Annotated in this window: 7 protein-coding genes; 1 reads left to right on the top strand and 6 read right to left on the bottom strand. The window is 62.0% G+C overall.

Features of this window, described 5'->3' with window-relative positions; all coding sequences use genetic code 11:
* The 6 genes from CHU93_RS01085 to CHU93_RS01060 form a co-directional block, all read right to left on the bottom strand.
* Window positions 1-955 (bottom strand): GIY-YIG nuclease family protein (locus CHU93_RS01085; protein WP_094472370.1); only part of this gene is annotated, 955 nt, incomplete at its 3' end.
* Window positions 952-3,732 (bottom strand): phospholipase D-like domain-containing anti-phage protein, encoded by a 2,781-nt coding sequence (locus CHU93_RS01080; protein WP_094472369.1) that lies wholly within the window; start codon window positions 3,730-3,732, stop codon window positions 952-954. The genes CHU93_RS01085 and CHU93_RS01080, both read right to left, overlap by 4 nt.
* 15 nt (window positions 3,733-3,747) lie before the next feature.
* A complete protein-coding gene (locus tag CHU93_RS01075) occupies window positions 3,748-6,681 on the bottom strand; it encodes an anti-phage-associated DUF1156 domain-containing protein (protein WP_243375055.1) in 2,934 nt (977 codons plus the stop codon).
* A 15-nt stretch (window positions 6,682-6,696) separates the two neighbouring features.
* Window positions 6,697-7,269: an anti-phage-associated DUF3780 domain-containing protein gene (locus tag CHU93_RS01070; protein ID WP_094472368.1), complete on the bottom strand. Its 573-nt coding sequence runs from the start codon at window positions 7,267-7,269 to the stop codon at window positions 6,697-6,699.
* Window positions 7,269-10,373 (bottom strand): anti-phage-associated DUF499 domain-containing protein, encoded by a 3,105-nt coding sequence (locus tag CHU93_RS01065; RefSeq protein ID WP_094472367.1) that lies wholly within the window; start codon window positions 10,371-10,373, stop codon window positions 7,269-7,271. Before CHU93_RS01065 ends, CHU93_RS01070 begins: the two co-directional genes overlap by 1 nt.
* A 2-nt stretch (window positions 10,374-10,375) precedes the next feature.
* Window positions 10,376-11,341 (bottom strand): BrxR family helix-turn-helix transcriptional regulator, encoded by a 966-nt coding sequence (locus CHU93_RS01060; protein WP_243375052.1) that lies wholly within the window; start codon window positions 11,339-11,341, stop codon window positions 10,376-10,378.
* Window positions 11,342-11,678: 337 nt separating this feature from the next.
* Between CHU93_RS01060 and CHU93_RS01055 the strand changes: the two genes are divergently transcribed.
* Entirely contained in the window at window positions 11,679-12,173 is a 495-nt protein-coding gene (locus CHU93_RS01055; protein WP_094472371.1) for a tyrosine-type recombinase/integrase, read from the top strand.
* Window positions 12,174-12,190: the final 17 nt, after the last annotated feature.

Here is a 12,190-nt window from a genome sequence, read left to right as displayed (position 1 = left end):
ACAGCCTACCTCTGACTGCCGCCAATCTTTGCAACAGAGCCCTATTTTCAGCCTCCTCCCACTCAGCGTAGGTTCTACCATCCGGCAAACGCCAAAGAATTCGCCCGTTTGCTGCGGCTCCGGTCACTGTAGCGGCAGCGGCCGAAACCGACGAAAAGATGTAGTCCGAGGTAAACAGAAGGCCGTCATTCTGTTCCACAAGAATGCCCTTAGCGAGCAGATCTGAGCGCAGGGCGACAGTCCCCTTGGGGATCGTGTTCGTCGTTTTGACCCGGGCAATAGATCCCTTTTTCACCACGAACTCGCTGCTGGCCGTGATCGACATCTGAGCGGCAAATCCTTGTCCGCGATAAACGAAAACGACATTGGGCGCTGTGGTTGAAGCGGGGATCTCCAGCTTGTTACCGTTTGTCAGGTCGCCCGATACGACCTTGAACAGATCGCAGCCGAGAGCGCCAACCAGCGTCTTGGTTTGGTCGATGAACTCTTCCATGGCGGCCCGATCCGGCAGTGGCAGCTTTCCGACCTCGCTTGCCTTCTGGGAGTTGAGCAGCGTCCAACGTGGGTTCTGCCCCGCGTCAGCGATCAGCCTGGCTTCAACATACCGGGCATGTGATTTGGTGAGGTTCTCGTCCTTGCTGACCAAGACAATGGTTTCAGTCCAAAAGGGCTTGCTATCCATGCCTTTGTCGTTGCCGGCATGGTATTGGAGCCGATTGGCCACGCCCTCGGATTCACCGATGTAAGCCATGAGCCGATCTGGCTGCGCCTCATCAAAGCCCAGCAGGAGATAGACGCCCGGTCGCGCGAGTTCGGGGAACGTGGCCCGCACCTGCTTCATCTGCAGTTTTCGGAACGCGATCGCCTGGATAGTGGACATGGAAATCTGGGCGACCCTGATACCATCCGGATCACCATCGAGCAGGAAGATGTTGATGGAGCGGGGTCTCGTCATGCTGAGGCTCCTACACGTCCATTCCACGGCTTCATAAGGCGTTCTTCGATATCTCTTCGGGCGACGACCTTGGTCCACACCTCCCAGCCCAGGTCATCCCCGTCCACGTTCAGGAAGTCTCCATAACGGAGGCTAAATACGTCCGCAGGGCTCTCCGGCTTGGTGAAGCTTTTTAGTTCCTCCTCCAGCCGCTCAATGTCTTCAATCCATTCGTCCTCGATCGTGTCGGGCAGGGAGCCCAGGATGTCGTAGCGGTCTTGCATTCGCTCGGAGAGCCGCTGGTAGACGCGCTCGTCGATCGTCCCGGCGTAGACCAGGTTCGCCATGTCCACCTCGCGGCGCTGTTGCCCGTACCGCTTGATCCGGCCGATCCGCTGCTCGAGCCGGGACGGGTTCCAGGGGAGGTCTACGTTGATGAGCGTCCCGAGCGTCTGCAGGTTCAGCCCTTCGCAAGCGGCGTCGGTCGCGCAAACCACCCGGAGCTTGCGCTCCTTCACCCCTCGTTTGATGTCCTCCCGGTCCACGGTCCGCCACTCCCCGTCGAGGAGGACCCCGGACTTGCCGACCCCGGCGTAGACGGCGACCGGCTCGCCCGGATGGGTGGCGCTGATCAGCTCCCCAACCCATCGGGCAGTGTCGTAATACTGGGAGAAAATGATGCAGCCGAGCTTGAGCCACCCCTCCTGATCTAGGTAATGCAGCACGGCTCGCCCCTTGGGGTCCTCCTGCTTGGCGGAGCTGAGGATTTCGAGGACCCGCTCGAGGTGCCGCGCCTCAACATCCACCGCGGACGCGTAGGCCTCCGCACCCATCTCCTCGATTGCCTCCAGCAGGTCAGGGTCTTCGGACTCCTCCAGAAGGAGCCCCTCGCGGCGGCGTTCCAGCATCTTCGACGCGGTGGCCATCCCGGAGGCGACGGAGGAGCAGATCCGCTGCATCATCAGGTTGCCAAGGAACCCGGTCCCGGCCTGACGCGCCTTCATCGCCCGCGTGAACAGTCCTACCTCCTCATAGGCCCGGTCGTAGAAGTGCGGGGTCCGGACTGCACCGCGCTCGAACACGCCTGGAGCTGCCCCAGGGCGCGGGTGGATGTTCACTGCGATCCGGTCCATTAGCCCCGCCTCCTCCAGCGTTTTGCGCCGGCGCAGGACTACGTGGCGGCCGAGCGGGTTGTGGTAGCGAATGAACGGAAGCTTCCGAGCTATCTCGCCCCGCTCAAGCACCTCCTCCAGGTCGTCACGCGTGAACTCGTCCAGATCCGCGATCCCCCGGTCCGTGAAGAAGTCATCCTCCGCGACCTTCAGGTCCTCCCGAATACCCCGGAACACGGCCGCCTCGCGCGCATGCGGCAGCGGGGAGCGGAGCCAGGGCCAAGCGGTTTCCGGGTCCGGCAGGCTGGTCTTGCCCGCGATCAGGTCCAACGCCTGCTCCGCGTCCCACCAGCGGGACGCGCTCGGCCTGCCGAGGACGTGATCCTGCCCGTAGGCGAGCAGCTTCATAAGGTCCCAGATCTCCTCCCGGTTCGTCTGGATCGGGGTCGCAGTCCCGATCACCAGGTGCCGGGTTCGGTCGGCAAGCCGCTCCATGGCCCGGTAGAGCTTGCCCGGCTCCGGCTCATCCATCCCGATCCCGCGCTTGACTCTGGCCTTGTGCCCCTCATCGAGCGCGATCATTCCGTAGGTGCCGCGCATGAGTGCCTGCGCCTCGGGTCCGCCCCGGACCAGTAGCCCAGTCGAGACGATCCCGATCTGGGATGGGCAGCGCAGCACGTCCTCCGGGTCTCGGGACCGATAAACGTGCCCCCGGTGATCGACCCAGCCCCGCTGCGGGGCCCGGGCCCAGACGCAGGCAGGCAGCCCCAGCTTGTCCCAGAGTTCCATCTGCCACTGGAGGGTCAGGGTCGCCGGACAGAGGATCAGGAAGGGCCCATGTCCCATCAGGACGGTGAGCGCCCCGGTCGCCGCCATCGAGAGGGTCTTACCTACCCCGACCTCATCCGCGAGCAGGAGCCGGGCAGCCCCATAATTCTGGTCATGCTCGACGAAGATCTTCACGAACGCCTTCTGCCACGGTGCGAGCCCCTCGCCGCGTCGGACGAGTGGGCTCTCCACAGTGACCGATTTCGCCAGCCCGACCGGGTCGGACTGCATCTCCTCCACCTGAACTTCTATCTTCTTGGCTGTCCGGCCAATCTCGTCGATCACGGCCTGGGAGAGGGGCACGCCCTTCCTCCAGAGCCAGTCGAATTCGGACCGGACCCAGGCGGCAGCTTCCGGGGACGGGTCCTCCCAGATCATCTCGTAGGACTGCGCCCACCCGTTCGCCGTCTCGTTGATGGACCCAATGAAGCTAGAGGTGGTCCCGTCGGGGCGGGTTATTACCCCCGCCTTCCCGTGCAGGAATGGGGCGTTATCACGCGAGACGACCCGGATCTCTACGTTACCGGCCGTCAATAGCTCGTGCAGGCGCCGCCAGCGGGGCCGCTCCAAGAGTGCGTCAACCTCGTTCCCTTGCTCGTGCCACCGCTCGACCTGCGCCTGGTCGCGCGCCTTTTGACTGAGCGTGGCCGCGGTCAGGTCACGCGGGTCCAAGTCCGCGTTGCAGACGATCCGGACCCGACCGATCGTGCTGATCTCCTCGTGGATCAGGTCGAAAATGGAGGAGCGGAAATACCCAGCGATGCGGTCATAAGTCTCTGCCCCCTTCAGCCGGTCTTTCAAGAAGACGTGGGAGAGACGGTGGCTGCGCGAGGAAAAGCGGGAGATCAGGTCAGGCACGGGCGCGTCTTCTCATTAGATCCGCTCCGTTTGGATCGCGGTCCCGAGGATGCGAGCTGCGCTCGCCTCTGCCGGGTCCGTCCGCTCCCGCTTCGCGGCAACGTAGGCCACGATCTGGCGGAGCACGTCCCGCTTGCGCAGGTAGTCCGGGATCAGGTCGCGCAGCTCGTCAAGCACGTCCTCCACCTCGTCCTCCTTCCCCACGCGCCAGATTGCGCGCAGGGCGAGCCGGACGATGCTGTCCCGGCCAAACTGGACCCCCTCGGCCATGGCGCCGCGGCCGAGACCCTTGGCGGTTTTCAGCTTCGCGTTGTTCGGTGTCTTGGAAGCCATCAGGTCATCGTAGTCCCCAACCCGGAACGCCTTGGCAAAGTTCTGGAACTGGTCGAGCTTCGCCTCGCCGACCTCTTCGATGTCCATCATCTTGAGGTAGAACCGTTCCGACCCGTTGAGTTCAAGCCACAGCTCCCGCTCCAGCCCATCCGGGACCAAGAATTCGTTGGCGGTCTGGACCGCGAACTCGGTTAGCTCGTCGACCAGAGTCTTTTCTCCCTTCTTGCGGGGGCGCAGCGCCTCCCGGGTCATGTCGACCCCGTCAATCTTGGTGTAGGCGGTCAGGACCCGGAGCGCGGCTGCGTAGCCTGCCATCTGGAGGTCAGCGTCATTGAAGATGTTCTCGCCGCGCGCCGCGTCCATCTGGTCATTGAGCCCGATCATGTCCCTGATCTGGCGCTCTACCTCGTCCCGGATCTCATGAACAATCTCGTCCTGGTAGCCGGATTGCTCGCCCTGGCGCTTCCTGAGGACTATCATGTGGGTCCCCTGGACGTATCCACCCTTCTTTAGCTCGGTTATCGTCTCGGTGGAGACATACCAATCCTGGACGACCTGGAGACCAGCGCCCCAGAAGATCTGGGCCATGTCGGACCAGGTCTTGGCGTCTTGATGGGTGAACTGGACAATCTGGAGTCCGTTGTCGGACATGTGCTCGGTCATCGCGCCGTAGGCGTCGATCATCGCCGCCTTGAAGGACTGACCTTCGCCCTTAATGGCGAGGTTCCGCCGAGAGTCCCAGATCCACTGATCGAACGGGGCGGGCGGGTTCTTCCGGAGCCATGCGATGAAGAATTCAGTAATTTCGTCATAGTTGACGGCATCTGCATAGGGCGGATCAGTAAGAAAAATGTCAGCCAGTTCTGACACCTGAGCCGCCGCCAAGTTTCTTATCACCGCCATTCCACCAAGAGGCGCGTCTCCGGGAACATCCTCAAGATAGGATCGCGCAAAACCGAATGACCGCACTCCGTAGTTGGGGAAGGTGTTCAGAGCCTGATTGTAAAATGTCTGCGCAACCGACTCTCGGGCGGCGCCAGTGCCGTACCGACAGAGTTTTGAATTCCAATCGATAAACTTCGCAACAAACACGCGCCCTTCTGGAGAGTTTCGGGCCTCAGATTGTGTGAGCGCCGTAAAAAGGATCTGCCTTGGGCAGAATAGCTGATGCCAATATGACCACCCCCGTTCACGGATAGGCTGACTGTTGTTGTTTCCGGGTTCAATTTCCATGTCCGGCACGAACCCGTTCCGCTGCCAGTCTGAGAGATGCTGCTCGACATACGCGGCGACCTCCTCCTCCCGTGCGAGGTCTTCAGGTGTCACGGAGGCGAACCAGGTCCGAGGGTTTCCTTTCCCCTTCTTGATGTCTTTCCCGTCCATCCACTGGATCGCATAGAGGCGTTCCTGGAAGATGTCGTCCGGACGGGGTCGGACATCATCCATCTCCCAAGGCCGAAGCCGGTTCCCGCTCGCGCCATCATCGTCCCGGAAGTCCCCCCGGATTTCCTTCATTGAGATGCCGAGGTCATCGTTAAGCATCGGATGGAAGAGGCGCCCGCTCCGGAGCGTTCCGACCTCCGCCGCTTCGACCTCCTCATCCGTGACCCCGTTCAGGATCTCGATCTCATAACGCTTGTTCGCGTGGTCGGGGATGAGCCGGGCGATCGTGTTTCGCTTCTTGGAGATCATCCAAGTGGGGGAAACAGGAACCATCCAGCCCGTCCGGGGACAACGGACCTCGACACAGTAAAGATAGAGTTTGGCCCGGTTCTCTTCGGCATCAAGTTCGATCCCCATGTCCGTGATCGTCTCGTCCACGCGGTTGGCGATTTGGCGCATTTCGCGCACGATCTCCGCATGTCGCTCAGGGCTGGCGCCGACGATGTTGAAGCTGGCCCAACTCAACATGCAGGCGATCGGGTTCAGGTCTGATGCGATAACATCACAGCCGATCCTTGCCGCCTCGAAGGGAATCGATCCGGATCCGGAAAAGGTGTCGGCCAACAAGGGACGCCGCCCAAACCGCATGATACCAAGCTGTTCAACCAGTTCCGAAATTGAGCGGGCCTGCGTACCCAGATGGGCATTCACTTCAGCCCAGATCCCATCCAGAAGGTCTCGCTCCGCCAGCTCCTCAGGACGTTTGACCTTCTCAAGGCGCTGTCCGTAAGGAAGGTCGATGAAGGCGCGCGCGATCCGACGCTGACGTTCGCGCGGATCAAGATCATCGCGCCATACCCAGGAACGCCCTGTATCCTCGGCCACCTCAAGTGCGTGGTCCGGGAACATCTTCACGAAGGCGGTCGGCCCGCCCTCATACCGACGACCGAACGTTTCGTCCGCCATCCCCATCAGCTTCTCGAAGATTTCGACGTCCCGTTCCAGATCATCGGTTGCAGGCATCAGGGCGGCCAGAATGCAAGCCCGAGTTAGGATTAGGGGCTTTCTCCCCTTCCAGTAGGAGCCGAGCCCGGTCAAGGTTTGCCCTTGAACCGCCTTCCGCTCCTTCTGGGTCTCCGCCGAGATCTTCGCTGTCGGCCAGGCCCGCTCGATCAGGGACGGGGCGTCCCGCAGGCTGAACGGCACAACAGCGGATTTCTCGGTGGCGGTCATGGTCATCATCAATCCTCAGAACTTGCTGAACAGGTCAGGGGTCTTCTCGGCCGGATCCGCCGGGCGCGGGCGGCGGGGCGTCTTCGGCGCCTCCTCCCCGTCCCGGATCAGGGCATGGCGGATTGCGATCCGCCATCCGGTCTTGGGGCTGTCCCACTCTCCCCCGTCGCGGTCTATCTGCTGGAAGAGCCACCAGAGCTCTTCTGGCCGGTGCGAGGACCAGCGGGTGAAGGCGATCGCTGCCTCGTCCGGGGTGGCATCCTCAATCGCCCACGCGAGCACGCATAGCTCTCGTCCGAGGATCCGCTCGACCCGGTTGTCCCCCGTATTGAACCGGGACGCCTTAAGGTCCTTCCCTTTCAAGCGCCGGTTTAGGTGGGCCTTTACTCCCTCCGCCACTTGGCGCCAGGTGTCGCGCTGCACTGCGGCCCGGCAGAGCCGCTGCGCAGCGGTCCCAACCCCAGCCGCGCCGAAGTCCTCCCAGACCTCGACTGTGTCCGTGCGGCCGGCTGGGATCCGGACCAAGAACTGGTGCGGTAGCGGGTCATTAGGGACCCCGAACCCGTGGGTGATCACCTTCTCCGCCATCAGCCCTCCTGCTCCACGTCCTCAACCGGGATGTCGATCCCGACTTGGGTCGCAAAGTCCTTTAGGGCGTACCCATCCGGGAAGTCCGCCTCCCGAAACCGGAGTTGCACCTCCGCGTCCGCCTGCCCAAGCGCACCGCGCAGCCCCTCGATCATCGTCTCGATGTCCGCACCCGACAGGGCGACGTCCCCGCCGCTACGGACCCGGAGGCTCCGCTCTCCCTCGCCAACGGTGACGCTGACCCCGTGGAACCGGACGCTCTCCTTCCCCTTCGCGGCCCGGACGACCCTGAGAACCTCCCCCTTGGTGGCAAACTGAAAGTCCCGTTTCGCCTTGGCGGGGCGCTCGTTGTTGATGGTTCGCTGTGCGCCGACCGCGTCGAAGGTGAAGGTCCGCTGCGCTGACACGCCCCCCTTGACCGCGTAGACGTACAGGGTGGTCTTTTGCCGCCCGTCGATCTCGATCGCTCCCCCATCATAGACCGCCCCGTCTTTCGGGTTGATGCCCGAGGTGTTCCAGCGCAGCTCCGCTTCGGGACGCGCCGCGAGGGTCACCTGCCACATGCCGGCGTTATCGCGCCGCTCATGGGTGATCGTGATGGACCCGGCCCACCGGTAGGGCTCGCTCACCTCGCCCGTTTCCGGGTTACGGGCCTGGAACCAGAGCTCGACCTCCGTTGTCCGGAAGGTCCGGTCCGTGATGATCTCACCCGCTTCCAGCCCCTCCCGGGTCAGGGCGACCAGCACCTCGGGTGCCCGTCCGGCATTCGAGACGGCGAGCTCCAACTCGCTCTCCCCAGTCGTCTCGTCCCCGCCGATCCGGGTGACCCTGACCAAGGGCTGGGGCGGGGGCGGGCTCTTGTCGACGTAGCCGTTCTCCTCGACCCAGCGACCCTCCGCGAGGGCGGCTGCCTTGATCTCCTCCATCCCCTTCGGGGGAAGCCAGATCCAGCGAGGGTTCGACGCGGCCCGCTCCAGCACGTCCGACCAGCGGGTGCGCGACTGGTTCTCCGGAATGAGCTGGTCCTCGCAGCGCTGGATCAGCCCGTCCATTTTCTCAGGGTCCAGCTCGACGAGCTTCTTTGCACCTCCCCCCGCGAGGGCCGCCTCAACAGCCTTCTCCCCTTGGATCACTCCCCGCTCCTGGAAGTGGCCGAGGTCGATCCGGGCGCTCTTCAGTTCCTTTGTCTGCGGGTACCAGACAGCGTTGAATAGGCTCTTGACGGTGGAGTTGAACCCGATCTCGGTCGTCTCCTGCTCCGCCTCGATCTCCCGCTGGTGCCGGGGGGTGTCCGCCACTATCGTCTTTACGGCAGCGATCGCGAGGAGGCGGCGGACGCTGTCCTCCGCGCTGGCCATCTTCGACCCGTCCCCGGCGACCACGCAGAACGCGTTCTTGTAGACGACGTCGTCGAAGAACCGCGCTGCCGCAGCGGGCGGGGACTTCGCGTCGGGAGAGAGGACCAGACAGGTCCGCTTAGACGGAGAGAGGTTTACGTCATCGACCCGCGGCAGGACGACCAGCTCGGAGTAGGCGAGCTTGTTAACGGGACGGAAGATATCCGTGAGACGGCGGCGCATCTCTTCGTCGACCCGGTCCTGCGGGATCTTCCCGACTTTGTCCTCGATCTGTTTGCGGACGTTGGCTATGTCCGAAAAGTACCACCGGTCCCCGTCACGGTTATGCAGGTACCAACACCGGTCCCGGAGTTGGTCGAACGCCTCGATGAACCGGGTCGGCTCTTGCCCGGGAGAGACCAGGTACTCCACGACAGTTTCGCGCGGCAGGCCCCGGATTCCGTCGGTGTTGTCCGACAGCGACGAGATGAACAGGAGGGTCGCCACCTGCGAAGCGGCGCGGTCGTTCCGATCCCCGTCGATCCCCTGCGCATGAGCGGACCCGTCTGTGTCATATACGTCGCTGGCGAGGGCAGACTCGAGCGACCGCTCGATCTCCTTCACTTGATCTCGTGTTTCTTGGTCAGAGAAGTCGAGGAACTGCGCCCCGATCAGGAACACCTCCTCTTGGACCTTCCCCCCCCAGACCCCGCGCATCAGGTTTGCGGTGAACTGAATCAGGCCCCGGGTCTGACGGAACTTCTCGTTCTCCTTGAAGAGGGAGAGAATGTCCTTATAGCTCGGGTGAAACGGGTAGGAAGCGACGATCTCGTCCGCCATCTGCTCGGCGGATTTTGCGAGCGCCCGCCCCCTGATCGCCTCCTGGTAGGTGGCGAGATAGGCCTGCGCCACCCGGTCCACCTCCGCCCCGTCCGGGTCCGGGAGCCGGGTGAAGAGGCGCTTGCGCAGGATATCGTAGATCTCGCCCGTGTTCAGGTCGACCGGGGTGATAGACTTCGCGCCGCGGCTCGTCTCCTTCTGGAGGTCTGCTAGCTGCCCGCCTAGGATCCGGCGCGCTTCGTCATAGGCGGCGTCGAGGGAGGCGACTACGACCACGCAGCGCTTGAGCTTCATCGCGGCGGAGAAGAGATTGGCGATCGAGTATTTCAGTAGGTCGAGCAGGGTCCCCTGACCGATCGTTTTGGTGTGCGCCATGGCGAGGTACGGCGGGAGTTCGTCGAGCATAATCAAGGTGGGCCGGTCCCCTATAAGCCGGATCCAGTCCCCCTCGTTCATTTCCTTCGGCCCGTTAACCCAGTGGTCCCGGAACGCCTCCGCCTGGCCAAGCTGCTCAGCGATGTCCCCCCAAATGAAGTTCTGAACGTCCCGCCCGTTGACGGTGGCGATCACAGCAGGCTCGTCGCCCATCCCGGCCGTGATTGCGTCCGGAAGCTGATCCTTCAGCTCCGGGAACCGGGCCAAGAGGCCGAGGGCTATCATGTTGTGGGTCTTACCGCCCCCCATCGCCTGACGAAGCTCGAAGACCGCCTGCTGGCTCTGACCGGACAGGCGCCGCAGGGCGCCACGCAGGAACTCGGACATCCCGCTAGTGACGTGGTTGCGAGCGTAGAAGGCACGCGCAGTCGAAATATCCGCGTCGCTGATCGATGAGAGGTGTTCGACCTGCTCGGACCGGCTCATAGAGAACACGTCCGGGCTGATGTCGCAGATAGATGTCACCAGAGGTATGTTGTATCCGGAACTCATGATTACCTCTCAACCTGTTGTCTAGTCGCGCCAGTCTGAAGCGTTTCAGACTTTCCGTCGTTGCTGAACGAAGTTTGCCAATTCTTTGATCTCACGACTTCCTCGTTATTTAGCAGTACGATCTGTTGATCATGTGGTGGCCTAGCCGCAGGGTCCGTGTCTAGGCCCAGACGCTTCAGGGCGTAGTAGAGAAGGGCGCGCCGCACAGGAATTTTCGTACGGCCGTCCTGCATGCCATAGTCGAGCTCAATGACCCGTCTTTGATTGGCGCTGAGTTCGGGATGCGGCCCGATCTCAAGTTCTACGATTTCATGCCAGGCAGTATCGGCAGCCGAAATGATCCCAGCAGGACGGCTCTGTCTGGTTTCAACAATGCGCGAGATTACGAAATCGCGGTATTCATTGCTCTTTTCGCAAAACGAACGGGTGTGCCAGCGGAAGCCATCAAATGCCAACGCATGCGGCGCGATCCAGCGCCACTCGGGATCTGGGGACGACATCGACTGATAGCGAACCTCAACGGCTTCACGCCGCCGAATAGCGATAACTATCGAACGTAGCACAGCTGGATCGATACCCCGGGCAGGCGCGGGTGTAGCATCGAAAGTCGGCAGGTTGCCGATCCAGGCATCTTCCGGAGCGACAATCCCTTCAGCAACAGAGCGCACCTGAGCGAGATATTGGGTGGCGTCAGGTTTCATGAAGTGGGGGCTGAAAGCTGGTGAACGGACATAGGTCTTGCCGCTCTTGTCGTAGACCATGTTGTCGGGTGCGAGAGCGATGTAGCGGTTGAGGTCCCCCGATGCCTGGTTCAGCGAGACACCGAACGTGTCCATTAGGTCGGCTCTATTGACGTGACCTTCCCAGAAAAGGCGGAACTCGATGAACTGGAGCTTTTGCTCCACGCTCCATCGTAGACTTGGTTTGCCTTCCCCCATGGCCGCCCTCGAATCAGATTCCAAACCCATCCAATTAGTGGGCCTATTGAGGTGTAGGCGAGCATGTGTCGTTCGGGCAAGGAAAAGAGTCGGGGTCGTGCCCGAGAACGATGTTTAACCGGTCTCGAATGGGATTCGAACTCACAGTCGTAATATAATAATCAATAGGTTACGCCCCAGAGAAGGTCGGAATCCGGCTCCGCTCCCACCGCCAAATTCCCTTCCAAGGGGTTCCAGCTCATTCTAGAAAACGCTTATATCTCTAGACATTGCAGGGAATAGGCGTCCAATATGCGCCAGCCTGTTCCAGTCGCTGCCGGGGCATCCTGGGGGCATGATGGGGGCATCGGACTGGAGGTTTGGGGGCATGCTGACGGACAAGGCCATTCGGGCTGCGAAAGCCGCCGAGACTGATTACAAACTCTCTGATTCTGGCGGCCTTTACCTGTTCGTGACCACCAAGGGCCACAAGAGCTGGCGCTTGAAATATCGTTTTGATGGGAAGGAAAAGCGCCTGGTGTTTGGCGCATATCCCGACATCAGCCTCGTCGATGCACGCTCCCTTCGTGACGATGCTCGGAAACTGCTGCGTGAGGGGCGGGATCCTTCGGTGGAAGCCCGGAAGCGCAAGCTGGCCAATGTTGCCCGGCACCGTCACACGTTCGAGAAGGTGGCACGTGATTGGTACGCCGAACAGCTAGCTCGTTGGAAGCCTGTGCATGCCAGCGACGTCATTACGAGCCTCGAACGGGACCTGTTTCCAACCCTGGGTGCTCTGCCGATCACTGACATAGACAAACCGATATTGCTGGCGGCACTCAAGACGGTTCAAAGCCGCGGTGTAGCGCGACGATCAAGGTGAGAACTACGCGACGATCA

The sequence above is a fragment of the Sandarakinorhabdus cyanobacteriorum genome (assembly GCF_002251755.1).
GTDB classification, from domain to species: Bacteria; Pseudomonadota; Alphaproteobacteria; order Sphingomonadales; family Sphingomonadaceae; genus Sandarakinorhabdus; species Sandarakinorhabdus cyanobacteriorum.
This window is presented reverse-complemented; position numbering and strand designations above follow the sequence as displayed.